The 13,866-nt window shown below is 61.9% G+C and carries 11 protein-coding genes and 5 tRNA genes; 7 read left to right on the plus strand and 9 right to left on the minus strand.

What is annotated here, in order from left to right:
* Window positions 1–170 precede the first annotated feature (170 nt).
* From B3M58_RS04765 to B3M58_RS04790, 6 genes are all read right to left on the minus strand, one after another.
* A tRNA-Glu gene (locus B3M58_RS04765) sits at window positions 171–246 on the minus strand.
* A 60-nt stretch (window positions 247–306) separates the two neighbouring features.
* A tRNA-Ala gene (locus B3M58_RS04770) sits at window positions 307–382 on the minus strand.
* Window positions 383–433: 51 nt separating this feature from the next.
* A tRNA-Glu gene (locus B3M58_RS04775) sits at window positions 434–509 on the minus strand.
* Between the two features lie 64 nt (window positions 510–573).
* Window positions 574–649: transfer RNA gene (locus tag B3M58_RS04780), tRNA-Ala, on the minus strand.
* A 146-nt stretch (window positions 650–795) separates the two neighbouring features.
* Entirely contained in the window at window positions 796–2,277 is a 1,482-nt protein-coding gene (gene gltX, locus B3M58_RS04785; protein WP_296217423.1) for a glutamate--tRNA ligase, read from the minus strand.
* Window positions 2,278–2,424: 147 nt separating this feature from the next.
* Window positions 2,425–3,345, minus strand: coding sequence for a LysR family transcriptional regulator (locus B3M58_RS04790; protein ID WP_296217424.1), 921 nt, complete (start codon window positions 3,343–3,345; stop codon window positions 2,425–2,427).
* A gap of 106 nt (window positions 3,346–3,451) precedes the next feature.
* Here B3M58_RS04790 and B3M58_RS04795 point away from each other — a divergent pair, with 106 nt between their 5' ends.
* From B3M58_RS04795 to B3M58_RS04805, 3 genes are read left to right on the plus strand one after another with little or no spacing between them, the layout of a single operon-like run.
* Window positions 3,452–4,501 (plus strand): HlyD family secretion protein, encoded by a 1,050-nt coding sequence (locus B3M58_RS04795; RefSeq protein ID WP_296217425.1) that lies wholly within the window; start codon window positions 3,452–3,454, stop codon window positions 4,499–4,501.
* A gap of 49 nt (window positions 4,502–4,550) precedes the next feature.
* Window positions 4,551–6,041 carry an MDR family MFS transporter gene (locus tag B3M58_RS04800; protein WP_296217459.1) on the plus strand — a complete coding sequence of 497 codons (1,491 nt, stop codon included), beginning with the start codon at window positions 4,551–4,553 and terminating at the stop codon, window positions 6,039–6,041.
* 47 nt (window positions 6,042–6,088) lie between these two features.
* Window positions 6,089–6,988 carry an EamA family transporter gene (locus tag B3M58_RS04805; RefSeq protein WP_296217426.1) on the plus strand — a complete coding sequence of 300 codons (900 nt, stop codon included), beginning with the start codon at window positions 6,089–6,091 and terminating at the stop codon, window positions 6,986–6,988.
* A 192-nt stretch (window positions 6,989–7,180) separates the two neighbouring features.
* Here B3M58_RS04805 and uvrB read toward each other — a convergent pair whose 3' ends face one another.
* A complete protein-coding gene (gene uvrB / locus B3M58_RS04810; RefSeq protein ID WP_296217427.1) occupies window positions 7,181–9,196 on the minus strand; it encodes an excinuclease ABC subunit UvrB in 2,016 nt (671 codons plus the stop codon).
* A gap of 234 nt (window positions 9,197–9,430) precedes the next feature.
* Here uvrB and B3M58_RS04815 point away from each other — a divergent pair, with 234 nt between their 5' ends.
* Both B3M58_RS04815 and B3M58_RS04820 read left to right on the plus strand, forming a co-directional pair.
* Window positions 9,431–10,627: an amino acid aminotransferase gene (locus tag B3M58_RS04815; protein ID WP_296217428.1), complete on the plus strand. Its 1,197-nt coding sequence runs from the start codon at window positions 9,431–9,433 to the stop codon at window positions 10,625–10,627.
* A 66-nt stretch (window positions 10,628–10,693) separates the two neighbouring features.
* Window positions 10,694–10,769: transfer RNA gene (locus tag B3M58_RS04820), tRNA-Asn, on the plus strand.
* 269 nt (window positions 10,770–11,038) lie between these two features.
* Here B3M58_RS04820 and B3M58_RS04825 read toward each other — a convergent pair.
* On the minus strand, window positions 11,039–11,362 hold the full coding sequence (locus B3M58_RS04825; RefSeq protein ID WP_296217429.1) for a ComEA family DNA-binding protein: 324 nt from the start codon (window positions 11,360–11,362) through the stop codon (window positions 11,039–11,041).
* A gap of 236 nt (window positions 11,363–11,598) precedes the next feature.
* Between B3M58_RS04825 and B3M58_RS04830 the strand changes: the two genes are divergently transcribed.
* Together B3M58_RS04830 and B3M58_RS04835 are read left to right on the plus strand one after the other, a co-directional pair.
* Window positions 11,599–11,823 carry a DUF2061 domain-containing protein gene (locus B3M58_RS04830; RefSeq protein ID WP_296217430.1) on the plus strand — a complete coding sequence of 75 codons (225 nt, stop codon included), beginning with the start codon at window positions 11,599–11,601 and terminating at the stop codon, window positions 11,821–11,823.
* Window positions 11,824–11,916: 93 nt separating this feature from the next.
* A complete protein-coding gene (locus B3M58_RS04835; RefSeq protein ID WP_296217431.1) occupies window positions 11,917–13,479 on the plus strand; it encodes a beta (1-6) glucans synthase in 1,563 nt (520 codons plus the stop codon).
* Here B3M58_RS04835 and B3M58_RS04840 read toward each other — a convergent pair.
* Window positions 13,467–13,844, minus strand: coding sequence for a hypothetical protein (locus B3M58_RS04840; RefSeq protein ID WP_296217432.1), 378 nt, complete (start codon window positions 13,842–13,844; stop codon window positions 13,467–13,469). The two genes, B3M58_RS04835 and B3M58_RS04840, sit on opposite strands and share 13 nt — an antisense overlap.
* Between the last annotated feature and the right edge of the window lie 22 nt (window positions 13,845–13,866).

Below are 13,866 nucleotides of genomic sequence, written 5' to 3' on the forward strand. Positions count from 1 at the left end.
TCGGCTCCAAATATTACAACCGTAATATTATGCTCGTAATAAATTTACGCAAGCGCCGGCCACGACCATTGGTCGGCTGCATTCGGGCAAAAGGAAATTTTCAGGTTGAAAAAACAAAAGGGCCATTCAATTAAGAATGACCCTTCAAAATCCCGCAGAACGGGCAAAAATGGCGTCCCCTAGGGGACTCGAACCCCTGTTACCGCCGTGAAAGGGCGGTGTCCTAGGCCACTAGACGAAGGGGACGAAACCTTCGAAAAACAAGGCCAGCTTTACGCTGGCCCGTGGCAGTTACTACTGCAAAGTTGGTGGAGATAAACGGGATCGAACCGTTGACCTCTTGCATGCCATGCAAGCGCTCTCCCAGCTGAGCTATACCCCCAGATTTATCGCCTCTCGGCTCACAGCCCAAACCGGCACTGCTTTTTGAAACTGGCGTCCCCTAGGGGACTCGAACCCCTGTTACCGCCGTGAAAGGGCGGTGTCCTAGGCCACTAGACGAAGGGGACGTAACCCTTCTACAACGCAATCAGCTACAAGAGCTGATTGTGGCAAGCCTTACGGCTTTGAAGATGGTGGAGCTAGACGGGATCGAACCGTCGACCTCTTGCATGCCATGCAAGCGCTCTCCCAGCTGAGCTATAGCCCCATCTCAAGGACGGGGCGCATGTTAAAAGCGCGCCCCACACCTGTCAACAAGATTTTTACCGAGACCTGCATTCTTTATGCTGACAGAACAACCACTTACCCCATCCAAGCGCGCCAAAACGACAGCCGGACGGGACAATCCGCTACTTAAGCAATGGCCGCCAGCAGCTTCTCCCACTCCTTGTTTTCCTTCTTCGACACACCACCGAGCAGCTCGATGGCCTGACGCAGACGGAAGCGAGTGAGGTCCGGGCCAAGAATTTCCATGGCATCCAGTACCGATACCGAGCTGGCATGCCCGGTGATGGCGGCGAACATCAGCGGCATGGCATCGCGCAGCTTCAGCTCCAGGTGTTCGACCACAGCCTGGATGCAGCCAGTGATCTGGTCTTTTTCCCACTGACACAAGGCTTCGAGCTTCCACAGGATCAGCTGCATAAGCTGGCGCACCTGCTCGGCCGAGAGCTTCTTGTGCTCGAACAGCGCGGCATTCGGGGCCACTCCGCCGGCGAAGAAGAAGCTGGCCAATGGCGCGATCTGGCTGAAGGTCTCGACCCGACCCTGCACGTGCGGGGCGATCTGCATCAGGTAGTCGCTGTTAAACGCCCACTTCTGCGCGCCAGCGGCGAATTCCTCGACGCTCAGCTCACGCATCCACTGGCCGTTGAGCCAGGACAGCTTCTCCAGGTCGAAGATCGGACCGCCGAGGGAAACCCGGTTGATGTCGAAGTGCTCAACCATCTCGTCGAGGCTGAACTTCTCGCGCTCGTCCGGCATCGACCAGCCCATGCGGCCGAGGTAGTTGAGCATCGCCTGCGGCAGGAAACCCATGCGCTCGTAGAAGGTGATCGAGGTCGGGTTCTTGCGCTTGGACAGCTTGGATTTGTCCGGGTTACGCAGCAGCGGCATATAGCACAGCTGCGGCTTGTCCCAGCCGAAGTATTCGTAGAGCAGGATCAGTTTGGGTGCCGACGGCAGCCACTCTTCACCGCGCAGTACATGGGTGATGCCCATCAGGTGGTCGTCGACGACGTTGGCCAGGAAGTAGGTCGGCAGGCCATCGGTCTTCATCAGCACCTGCATGTCCATACGATCCCATGGGATTTCCACTTCGCCACGCAGCATATCCGGCACCACGCAGACGCCTTCAGTCGGCACCTTCATGCGCACCACATTCGGCTCGCCAGCAGCCAGACGCTGCTGCACCTCGGCAGTTGGCAGGTGCATGCAGTGACCGTCGTAACGCGGCGTCTGCTTGGCTTCCATCTGCTCGGCACGCAGCTTGTCCAGGCGTTCGGCGCTGCAGAAGCAGTGGAAGGCATGGCCTTTGTCCACCAGCTCGGCGCTGTACTTCTGGTAGATATGACCGCGCTCGCTCTGCCGATACGGGCCGTGCGGGCCACCGACATCCGGGCCTTCGCTCCACTCGATACCCAACCAGCGCAGGGCGTCGTAGATCTGCTGTTCCGACTCGCGGGTCGAGCGGACCTGGTCGGTGTCCTCGATACGCAGGATGAACTCGCCACCGTGCTGACGGGCAAAACACAGGTTGAACAGGGCGATATAGGCGGTGCCTACGTGCGGATCGCCAGTCGGCGATGGCGCGATACGGGTACGGACGGTGGTCATGGAAAGTCTCGACGAAATGAAGCGAAAACCAATTAACAGGCATGCCGCGCACTCGTCGCGGCATGCCCCTTCGCTCATCCGGCGCGGCGCGCCACCTTCTCTCGGAGGAGAAGCAGACAAGGAAGGCGTCGCTGCGCGACGGTCACACTAAGGTGGCGATGTTAACAGCCCCACCGCTGCCGGCTCCAGCAGCCGGCCATCCTGAAACGGCAGACTGTGCATGAGGAAGTCGAGGAAGGTTTTTACCTTCATGGCCTGGAAACGCCGTGAAGGATAGACCGCATACAGTTCGCCAACCGGTAAACGCGCCTCGGGCAGCAGCTCGACCAGGCGCCCATCGCGTACCGCGCGCTCGCTGATCATGATCGGCAGACCGGCAATCCCGGCGCCGGCCAACGCCGCCTCGCGGGCAAAGGTGATGTTATTGCACGACAGCACGCGCTGGCAGCCGATATTCTCGCCGAGCAGCGGCCAGTAACGTGGCGAATCGTGGGGCAACAGGATCGCCCGGTGCGTCGCCAGCTCGGCGACCGACTGCGGCGTGCCATGCAAGGCAAGGTAATCGGGACTGGCGCACAACCAGCGACCGCTCTCGAACAGCTTGCGCGCGATCAGCGTGGAATCCTGCGGCTGGCCAACCAGGATGACGATGTCGACGCCCTCCTCGACCGGGTCGACATTACGCGAGGTCAACTCGACTTCGGCGTTGATCTGCGGGTACTGGCGCATGAAATCACCCAGCACCCGGCCGAGGAACAACTGACCAAACTCAATCGGCGCCGTGATACGCAGCAGGCCGGAGGGCTCCTGCTGCAACTGCATCACCGCCTGCTCGGCCTCGGCGAAGTCGAGCATGATCTGCCGGCAGCGCTCGTAATAGGCCTGGCCAACCTCGGTCAGACGCAACTTGCGCGTGGTGCGGTTGAGCAGGCGCACGCCGAGGCGCTCTTCGAGCAAGGCAATGCGCCGGCTGACCGTCGACTTCTGCATACCCAGGCCCTGGGCCGCCAAGGTAAAGCTGTGGCACTCGACCACACGGGTAAAAATCAGCGCGTCATCCAGCCCCATGATTGTTCCCCATAAGCAACAAAGTTTCTGAATTCTAGCGGCTACAGACTAGAAAGGAACACTGTTAAATTTGCTTACACTTTTGCCAGAGCTTCGAGCGCCTGCCATGCCCGCCCAATTGCAACGTCGCCTGTTTGTCTTCCTGGCCATCCTCGGCCTGATCATCGCGGCCGTCTTCGGTCACTGGCTACTGATCGGCCGTTATCTGGAAAGCACCGACAACGCCTATGTGCAGGGCGAGATCACCCGTGTGTCGAGCCAACTGGGTGCACGGATCGACCAGGTATTGGTGCAGGACAACCAACACGTCGAGCAAGGCGAGTTGCTGCTGGTGCTGGAGAGCGCCGACTTCGAACTGGCCAAGCAACGCGCCCAGGCCACCCTGGCCACCCGCGAGGCCGAGTTGAGCCAGGCGCGCAGCACTCTGGACCAACAGGACAGCCTGATTGCTGCCAGCCGCGCCGATGTCTCGGCCAGCGAAGCCACCCTGGGCCGCACGCAGATCGACCTGTCCCGCGCACAGACCCTGCGCAAGCCCGGTTTCGTCTCCGAAGAACGCGTCACCACCCTGGCCGCCGACAGCCGCATCGCCCGCTCGCACGTGAGCAAAGCGCTGGCCGACCTGCAAGCCCAGCGCCAGCAGATCAGCACCCTGCAAGCCGAGATCAAGCGCCTCGAGGCGCAGATCAGCAGCGCCCGCACCGACCTGGCCCAGGCCGAGCTGAATATCGCCCGCACCGAAATTCGCGCGCCGATCAGCGGCTTTATCGGCCAACGCGCCGCACGCCACGGCCAGTACGTGCAGACAGGTGCCTACCTGCTGTCGCTGGTACCGGACCAGAACATCTGGATTCAGGCCAACTTCAAGGAAACCCAGATCGGCCATATGCGCCCCGGGCAAAGCGCCGAGCTGACCTTCGACAGCTTCCCCGACACGCCGATCGAAGCGCAGGTCGAAAGCCTGTTCGCCGCCTCCGGCGCACAGTTCAGCCTGCTGCCGCCGGACAACGCCACCGGCAACTTCACCAAGGTGGTACAGCGCATTCCGGTCAAACTGACCTTCGCCGCGGACAACCCGCTGAAGGGCCTGATCCGTCCGGGCATGTCGGTTGAGGTCAAGGTCGACATCGCCAGCGCAGCACAACATGGCGGCTGATGCGCTGATTCGCCCCACCGGCGAGCCGAGCCGGCGCGACTGGATCGCGGTGATGAGCGTGATGCTCGGGGCCTTTATGGCCGTACTGGACATCCAGATCACCAACTCGTCGCTCAAAGACATCCAGGGCGCGCTGTCGGCCACCCTGGAGGAAGGCTCGTGGATTTCCACCTCCTACCTGGTGGCGGAAATCATCATGATCCCGCTCACCGCCTGGCTGGTGCAGCTGCTCTCGGCACGCCGCCTAGCGGTGTGGGTGTCGCTGGGCTTCCTCGCGTCATCGCTGCTCTGCTCCATGGCCTGGAGCCTAGAGAGCATGATCGTGTTCCGCGCCATGCAGGGCTTTACCGGCGGCGCGCTGATCCCGCTGGCCTTCACCCTGACCCTGATCAAGCTGCCGGAACACCACCGCGCCAAGGGCATGGCGCTGTTCGCCCTGACCGCTACGTTCGCCCCGTCGATCGGCCCGACCCTGGGCGGCTGGCTGACCGAAAACTTCGGCTGGGAATACATTTTCTATATCAACGTGCCGCCTGGCCTGCTAATGATCGCCGGGCTGATGTACGGCCTGGAGAAGAAATCCGCCCACTGGGAATTGCTGAAAAGCACCGATTACGCCGGCATCGTCACCCTCGGCATGGGCCTGGGCTGCTTGCAGGTGTTTCTCGAGGAAGGCCACCGCAAGGACTGGCTGGAATCCAGCCTGATTACCGGGCTGGGCAGCGTGGCGGCAATCAGCCTGGTGCTGTTCGTCATCCTGCAATTGTCGCGACCCAACCCGCTGATCAACCTCAATGTGCTGCGTGAGCGCAACTTCGGCCTGTCGAGTATTTCCAGCATCGGCCTGGGCATGGGCCTGTATGGCTCGATCTACGTGCTGCCGCTGTACCTGGCGCAGATCCAGGGCTACAACGCCCTGCAGATCGGCGAGGTGATCATGTGGATGGGCGTGCCGCAGCTGTTTCTGATTCCGCTGGTGCCGCTGTTGATGAAAGTGGTGTCGCCGAAATGGCTGTGCGCCCTGGGCTTTGGCCTGTTCGGCGGAGCCAGTTTCCTCTCCGGGGTACTCAACCCGGACTTCGCCGGCGAGCAGTTCAACCATATCCAGCTGTTGCGCGCGCTCGGCCAGCCGCTGGTGATGGTGACCATCTCGCTGATCGCCACCGCCTACACCCTGCCGCAGGATGCCGGCTCGGCGTCGAGCCTGTTCAACATCCTGCGCAACCTCGGCGGAGCCATCGGCATCGCCCTGCTCGCCACCCTGCTCGACAGCCGCGCCAAAGTGTATTTCGATTACCTGCGCGAATCCCTGGTGCCGAGCAACCCGCAGGTCGCCGAACGCCTCGCGCTGCTGGCGGAAAAGCTCGGCAGCGAGCAGGCGGCGCTGGCCAAGCTCAGCGAGATCGCCCATCAGCAGGCGGCGATCATGGCCTACAATGACGCCTTTCACTGCATCGGCATCGCCCTCGGCATCAGCATGCTGGCCGTGCTGCTGACCCGCAAACTACCCGTCGGCGCAACTGGCGGTGCCGCGCACTAATCCACCCTGCGCGCCGTTAAACGGCGCGTTGCTGCTTCAGGTCACCCATGCTCGCTTCTGCTTCGCGCACCCGCACATTGCTGCTGATCGGTGCTTTCGCCACGATTTATATCGGCTGGGGCACCACCTACCTGGCCAACCACTTCCTCCTGCTGGAGGTGCCGCCCTTCATCATCGGCAGCCTGCGCTTCTCGATTGCCGGGGCGCTAGCCCTGGCCTGGGTGATTCTCAGCCGGCAATTGCAGATCCAGCGCAGCGACTGGGGTGGCGTGCTGATCGGCAGTCTGGCGCTGATTGCGGTCGGTCAGGGCGCGCTGATCTACGCCAACCAGTATTTGCCGACCGGCATGCTGGCGATGCTCTACACCACCTTGCCGCTGTGGAGCGTGGCGCTGGAATGGCTGCTCGGCGAGCGCCCGCCACTGTGGGTGATGGCCGGCCTGGCGCTGGCCTGCGCGGGCATCGTGCTGCTGATGAACAACGGCCTGGATCACCGCGCCTCGGCGGAACAATGGTTCGCCGGCCTGCTGGTGGTGTTTGCCACGCTGCTCTGGGCCGGCGGAGCCTGGCTGATGCGCCAGCGTCCGCCGTTTCGCTCCAGCTGGCTGGGGCTGAGCCTGCAAATGCTGATCGGCGCGCTGCTGCTGGCACTGTTCGGCTGGTGGCACGGCGACTGGCAGGCGCTCGACCTGCGTGCGATAAGCCAGCAGGGCTGGCTGTGGCTGGCGTATCTGGTGCTGCCGGTAAGCCTGGGCGTGTACCCGGCCTACTTCTGGCTGCTGCGCGAGGTGCGACCGAGCCTGGTGTCGACCTTCGCCTTCGTCAACCCGGTGGTGGCCCTGCTGCTCGGTTACCTGCTGCTGGGCGAACGCCTCAGCCTGCTGGCGATGCTGGCCTGTGGCATCACCCTGGGCGGGGTGGTGCTGATTATCTTTGGCCGCCGCTGACAGCAAAACCGCGCAGAAGCGGGCCATGCCCGCGAAACACATTCGAGAGACTAACGCGCGCGGTCTTGGGAACAGTGGCGGACAAGGCGATGCCATGTCCGCCCTACGATTGACCAATATCTGTGGGAGGGGCTTTAGCCGCGATAGCGCGACCAGCCTTTCGCGGCTAAAGCCCCTCCCACATTCAGCCAATCACACCTGTAGTAAACGTTCGCGCAACTTGTGGATCTCGTCGCGTAGCTGCGCGGCGGCTTCGAATTCCAGGTCGCGGGCCAGTTGGTACATCTTCTCTTCCAACTGACGAATACGCTTGGTGATCTCGCTCGGTGAGCGCAATTCGTTCTCGTAACGCGCGCTTTCTTCGGCGGCCTGGGCCATGCCCTTGCGCTTTTTGCTGCGCGAACCCGGCACGGTCGCGCCTTCGAGGATGTCCTGAACGTCCTTGAACACGCCCTTGGGCGTGATGCCGTTGGCTTCGTTAAAGGCGATCTGTTTGTTACGCCGCCGCTCGGTCTCGCCGATGGCCCGTTCCATCGAGCCGGTCATGCGATCGGCATACAGAATCGCCCGGCCGTTTAGATTTCGCGCGGCACGGCCGATGGTCTGGATCAGCGAGCGCTCGCTGCGCAGAAAGCCTTCCTTGTCCGCATCGAGAATCGCCACCAGCGACACTTCCGGCATGTCCAGGCCTTCGCGCAGCAGGTTGATGCCCACCAGCACGTCGAACGCGCCGATGCGCAGGTCGCGGATGATCTCGACCCGCTCCACGGTATCGATATCCGAGTGCAGGTAGCGCACCTTGACGCCGTGATCGGCCAGGTAATCGGTCAGATCCTCGGCCATGCGCTTGGTCAGGGTGGTGACCAGCACGCGTTCCTCGATGGCCACGCGCTTGTGGATTTCCGACAACAGGTCGTCGACCTGGGTCAGCGCCGGGCGCACCTCGATCTGCGGATCGACCAGGCCGGTCGGCCGCACCAGCTGCTCGATCACCCGCCCGGCATGCTCGGCCTCGTAGTTGCCCGGCGTGGCCGAGACGAAGATGGTCTGCGGACTGGCCGCCTCCCATTCCTCGAAGCGCATCGGCCGGTTATCCAGCGCCGAGGGCAGGCGAAAGCCGTATTCCACCAGGGTTTCCTTGCGCGAGCGGTCGCCCTTGTACATCGCGCCGACCTGCGGCACCGAGACGTGGGATTCGTCGATCACCAGCAGCGCCTGGTCCGGCAGGTAGTCGTACAGCGTCGGTGGTGGCTCGCCAGAGTCGCGCCCGGACAGGTAGCGCGAGTAGTTTTCGATGCCGTTGCAGTAACCCAGCTCGATGATCATCTCCAGGTCGAAACGGGTGCGCTGCTCCAGGCGCTGGGCTTCCACCAACTTGTTATTGCTGCGCAGGTAGTCCAGGCGCTCGACCAGTTCGACCTTGATCTTCTCCACGGCCTCCAGCAGCACCTCACGCGGGGTAACGTAGTGGCTCTTGGGGTAGAAGGTAAAACGCGGCAATTTGCGGATCACTTCACCGGTCAGCGGATCAAAGGCCGAAATGCTTTCCACCTCGTCGTCGAACAGCTCGATACGGATGGCTTCCAGGTCGGATTCGGCGGGGAAGATATCGATCACATCGCCACGCACGCGGAAGGTGGCGCGGGCGAAATCCATGTCGTTGCGCGTGTATTGCAGGTCGGCCAGGCGGCGCAGCAAGGCGCGCTGGTCCATTTTGTCGCCACGGTCGACGTGCAGCACCATCTTCAGGTACGACTCGGGGCTGCCCAGGCCGTAGATACACGACACGGTGGTGACGATGATCGCGTCCGGCCGTTCCAGCAGCGCCTTGGTCGCCGACAGGCGCATCTGCTCGATATGGTCGTTGATCGAGGCGTCCTTCTCGATAAAGGTGTCCGAGGACGGCACATAGGCTTCCGGCTGGTAGTAGTCGTAATAAGAGACGAAATACTCCACCGCGTTGTTTGGGAAGAAGCTCTTGAACTCGCCATACAGTTGCGCGGCCAGAGTCTTGTTGGGGGCCAGCACCAAGGTCGGGCGCTGCACCTGGGCGATCACATTGGCAATAGAAAAAGTCTTGCCGGAGCCGGTCACGCCGAGCAAGGTCTGGTGCGACAACCCGGCCTCCAGCCCCTCGACCATCTGCCGAATCGCCTCCGGCTGATCGCCGGCTGGCTGGAAACGCGTGACCAGTTGAAACTCGGACATGACGAACCTCGACAAGCGGTTGTGACGCGGCCCGAAAGCCTACGTCAAAACCGGTGAAAAGCGTGCGCGCGCTGTCGCGGCACGCGATATGGGTCGTTATACTACCGGCCCACTTACGCAACCCCTAGCAGACTGTCGAAAAACTGCCTTCACTGCGTTTTTCAGCGGCCTGCCGGCTACCGTCGTAGCGGGTTTGCTTGACACCCACCTCTCCTCTTCCGAGCTGCCGCATCCATGAGTCTGTTCTCTGCCGTCGAAATGGCTCCGCGCGACCCCATTCTGGGCCTCAACGAAGCATTTAACGCCGATACCCGCACCACCAAGGTCAACCTCGGCGTTGGCGTGTACACCAACGAAGAGGGGCGAATTCCGCTGTTGCGCGCAGTGGCAAAAGCAGAGGATATGCTCGCCTCCGCGCACGCGCCACGCGGCTATCTGCCGATCGAAGGCATCGCCGCCTACGACCAGGCCGTGCAAACGCTGCTGTTCGGCGCCGACTCGGCGTTGATTCGTGAAGGCCGCGTGATCACCACTCAGGCGCTCGGCGGTACTGGCGCACTGAAGGTCGGTGCCGACTTCCTCAAGCGCCTGCTGCCTGACGCTACCGTCGCGATCAGCGATCCGAGCTGGGAAAACCATCGCGCGCTGTTCGAGTCCGCCGGCTTCCCGGTGCGCAACTACCGCTACTACGACGCCTTCAGCAATGGCGTGAACCGTGGCGGCCTGCTGGAAGACCTGAAAAATCTGCCCGTCCGCTCGATCGTGGTACTGCACGCCTGCTGCCATAACCCGACCGGTGTCGACCTGAACATGGACGACTGGAAAGCCATTCTCGAGATTCTGCGGGAACGTGAACACGTGCCATTCCTCGACATCGCCTACCAGGGCTTTGGCGACGGCATCGAAGAAGACGCCGCCGCGGTGCGCCTGTTCGCCCAGTCCGAGCTGACCTTCTTCGTCTCCAGCTCGTTCTCCAAGTCGTTCTCCCTATACGGCGAGCGGGTCGGCGCACTGTCCATCGTCACCGGCTCGAAAGACGAGACCGGGCGCGTGCTGTCGCAGGTCAAGCGCGTCATCCGCACCAACTACTCCAACCCGCCGACGCATGGCGCCAGCGTGGTTGCCGCGGTGCTCAACAGCCCTGAACTGCGCGCCATGTGGGAAGCCGAATTGGGTGAAATGCGCGAGCGCATCCGTGGCATGCGCCTGGCCATGGTCGAGCAATTAGCTGCGCTGGGGGCCAAGCGCGACTTCAGCTTCGTTGCTCAGCAACGCGGCATGTTCTCCTACTCCGGCCTGACCACCGAGCAAGTGGAACAGCTGAAAAGCGAGTTCGGTATCTATGCCGTCGGCACCGGGCGCATCTGCGTCGCGGCGCTCAACCAAGGTAATTTACCGGCGGTTACGCAAGCGATCGCCAAGGTTCTCTGAGACGCCCGGGGAAGCTCGGCCAAGGCTTGACTTTCCCTTGTTAATCAGTAGGATACGCGTCGCCGTTCCGCGATAGCTCAGTCGGTAGAGCAAATGACTGTTAATCATTGGGTCCCTGGTTCGAGTCCAGGTCGCGGAGCCAAATTCAAAAGCCTCGGTTAATACCGGGGCTTTTTTGTGGCTGCCGGACTCTCACCAGGGACTACGTCCCAGGTTATTCGCTAACGCTCACCCCTTCGGGGCCGCGCTGAAGCGCGTTCAGCTAACGCTGTCGAGTCCAGGTCGCGGAGCCAAATTCAAAAGCCTCGGTTAATACCGGGGCTTTTTTGTGGCTGCCAGGCATTCCCTCCCCCATACCCAGCAGACGCAAAAAAGCCGGTCATCGACCGGCCTTTTCGTCGCGCTTTTGCGTCAGTTAATGCTCAGCTTGTCGCGATTTTTCTCCAGAATCGATTCGCCAATGCCTTTGACCTCAAGCAATTCGTCGACCGAGGCGAAGTCACCGTTGGTATCGCGATAAGCCACGATGGCCTTGGCCTTTACTTCGCCAATCCCACTCAGCTCACGCTGCAGGGTCGCTGCATCGGCGCTATTGAGATTGACCTTGGCGACTTCCGCCATTTGCACAGACTCGGTTTTGAGCGGAGCGGTTTTGCCCGCCTCAGCGGCGGAGAGCGTGAGAGATGCGCTAGCCAGGACGGCAAACAGGACGGCGGAGAGGTAATTTTTCTGCATAGTGGACATTCCCTTGTGATTGAAACTGCGTAAGCGACGCGAAGGCGGTACATCCATGCGCCGCGCCTTTGAAACTAGCTGCTGTCATCGCTTTGTCAAACGCAGCAGCGCGTGCCAGCGCCGGGCACAATCATCCAACAAAACTATCGAATCGATCCATAAGCAATATTTTATCAATCAAAGATCACCGCCTACTCTCAGCCTTCAGACGTAGCGATTTTCATTTGAGGTGCAGCATGTTCAAGACCCTGACCTTCACCGCCATGCACTTTTGCATTGCCTTCGCGGTGACCTATGCACTGACCGGTAGCGTGGCCGCCAGTGGCTTGGTGGCGGCCATCGAGCCGCTGTGCAACTCCGTCGGGTTCTACTTTCACGAGAAAATCTGGCAGCGCTTCGAGAGCGGCAAAACATCTAAGGCAGAGCGCCCGACACATGCCTGGCTGCACCACCAAGCCTGAGGGTGTCGACCTGCGCATTAATCGACGCCGTCTATCCCTTACCCCCGACCAATCCGCTAAGATGCGCGGCTTCGTCACCACGCGCATCCCATCATGTCCGCTATCGCTCGCTTTCCCGTTGCCGCTTATCTTTTCAGCTGTCTGCTGGGGCTGCTGGCACTCACCGGCCTCTGGTATGGCATCGGCCAACCGGTGCAACTGGCCGACGCGGCGACGCCAACGCACAAACTGCAGTGCGCCTCCTACACCCCGTTCGATAAGGATCAATCGCCCTTCGATCAGCCCATCAACCTGCGCCCAGAGCGCATGGCGGCTGATGTGGCGTTGCTCGCCGAGCGTTTCGAGTGCCTGCGCACCTATTCCGTGACCGGCCTGGAAGCGTTGCCCGAGTTGGCCCGCAAACACGGCCTGAAGCTGATCGTCGGTGCCTGGGTGAGCCGCAATCCGCAAGACACGGCGGTTGAAATCGACGGCCTGATCAAAATTGCCAACGCCTACCCGGATGTCATCGATGCGGTGATCGTCGGCAACGAGGCGCTGCTGCGCAAGGAAGTCACCCCGCAGCAACTGGTGGCGCTGATCAAGCGGGTCAAATCGCACATCGCGCAACCGGTGACCTATGCCGACGTTTGGGAGTTCTGGCTGAAACACCCGGAAGTCGCTCCGGCCGTGGATTTTCTGACCATCCACCTGCTGCCCTATTGGGAGGATGACCCAGCGGGGATCGACACCGCACTGGCTGAAGTCGCCCAGGTGCGTCAGGTGTTCGGCAACAACTTCGCCCCCAAGGACATCCTGATCGGCGAAACCGGCTGGCCCAGCGAAGGCCGGCAACGCGAAACCGCCCTGCCCAGCCGCGTCAATCAGGCCAAGTTCATTCGCGGGTTCGTGGCCATGGCCGAACAGAATGGTTGGCGCTACAACCTGATCGAGGCCTTCGATCAACCCTGGAAACGCGTCAGTGAAGGCGCCGTCGGTGGTTACTGGGGTCTGTACGACGCCGACCGCCAGGACAAGTCGATCCTTGCCGGGTCTGTCTCCAACCTGCCGCTGTGGTCATTCTGGCTGGCCGTCAGTGGGCTAATTTTCGTGGCCACCCTGCTGCTCGCCGGGCGCCCTAGCTCGACGCGCACAGCCTTGCTCCTACCGCTACTGGCAGCGCTCGGCGCCGCCTGTATAGCGCTGTGGAGCGAGTTGGCCTGGGTCACCAGCCGCTTTGCCGGCGAATGGCTGTGGGCTGCCGCGCTACTTGGCTTGAACCTGCTGGCGCTCAGCCATGCGGCCCTGGCGCTGGCGGCCAAAACGGCGTGGCGTGCACGCCTGTTCACCTGGCTCGACGCTCACGCCGGCTGGTGGCTGGTGGCCGCCGGCTTTGCCGGTGCGGTGCTGATGCTGGGCTTGGTAATGGATGCGCGTTATCGCAGCTTTCCCAGCGCGGCCTTGTTGCTGCCGGCCCTGGTGTACCTGTGTCGACCGGTCGCCGGCCCACGCCGGGAAATTGCCGTACTCGCCCTGTTGATCGGGGCCGGTATTCTGCCGCAGCTGTATCAGGAAACCCTGAGCAATCTGCAAGCACTGGGCTGGGCACTCACCAGCGCGCTGCTGGTTGGCGCCTTGTGGCGCAGTCTGCGGGTCAAGCCGGCTTACAACGCCTGAGCCGGCTGCGGCGCACGCACCAACCGCAGCAGCGCCAGCACCACGGCAAACGCCGCCAGGCTGGCGCTGTACAACACCAAGGCCGGCAACCCGAGCAACAATGCCGGTACGGCTAAACGCCAGCCCCAACGCCCCGGCAGCACAAAGGCCAGCACGGCGCTCAGCAACGCCGCCCAGGCCAGCACACGCAGATGAATCAGCCAGCCCAGGCCGGCGCGGATTTCACAGGCCAGGCGTTGCGGCGCCTCGACACACAGTCCCACCCACTGCTGGCTTTCCATCAAGCTGAAACGCAAGCCATAACTGGCTGCCAGGCAGAGCGACGCGGCGATCAATACGCTGATCAGGGGTAAACGGCGGGACATGCGACACTCCGGTCAAAGAAAA

The sequence above is a fragment of the Pseudomonas sp. UBA2684 genome (genome assembly GCA_002354655.1).
Classification (GTDB): Bacteria; Pseudomonadota; Gammaproteobacteria; order Pseudomonadales; family Pseudomonadaceae; genus Aquipseudomonas.

Bases quoted from the DNA above. Each gene is read 5' to 3' on its own strand.
- gltX (WP_296217423.1), bottom strand. From the start codon at position 2,277: ATGACCACCGTCCGTACCCGTATCGCGCCATCGCCGACTGGCGATCCG.
- B3M58_RS04790 (WP_296217424.1), bottom strand. From the start codon at position 3,345: ATGGGGCTGGATGACGCGCTGATTTTTACCCGTGTGGTCGAGTGCCAC.
- B3M58_RS04795 (WP_296217425.1), top strand. From the start codon at position 3,452: ATGCCCGCCCAATTGCAACGTCGCCTGTTTGTCTTCCTGGCCATCCTC.
- B3M58_RS04805 (WP_296217426.1), top strand. From the start codon at position 6,089: ATGCTCGCTTCTGCTTCGCGCACCCGCACATTGCTGCTGATCGGTGCT.
- uvrB (WP_296217427.1), bottom strand. From the start codon at position 9,196: ATGTCCGAGTTTCAACTGGTCACGCGTTTCCAGCCAGCCGGCGATCAG.
- B3M58_RS04815 (WP_296217428.1), top strand. From the start codon at position 9,431: ATGAGTCTGTTCTCTGCCGTCGAAATGGCTCCGCGCGACCCCATTCTG.
- B3M58_RS04825 (WP_296217429.1), bottom strand. From the start codon at position 11,362: ATGCAGAAAAATTACCTCTCCGCCGTCCTGTTTGCCGTCCTGGCTAGC.
- B3M58_RS04830 (WP_296217430.1), top strand. From the start codon at position 11,599: ATGTTCAAGACCCTGACCTTCACCGCCATGCACTTTTGCATTGCCTTC.
- B3M58_RS04835 (WP_296217431.1), top strand. From the start codon at position 11,917: ATGTCCGCTATCGCTCGCTTTCCCGTTGCCGCTTATCTTTTCAGCTGT.
- B3M58_RS04840 (WP_296217432.1), bottom strand. From the start codon at position 13,844: ATGTCCCGCCGTTTACCCCTGATCAGCGTATTGATCGCCGCGTCGCTC.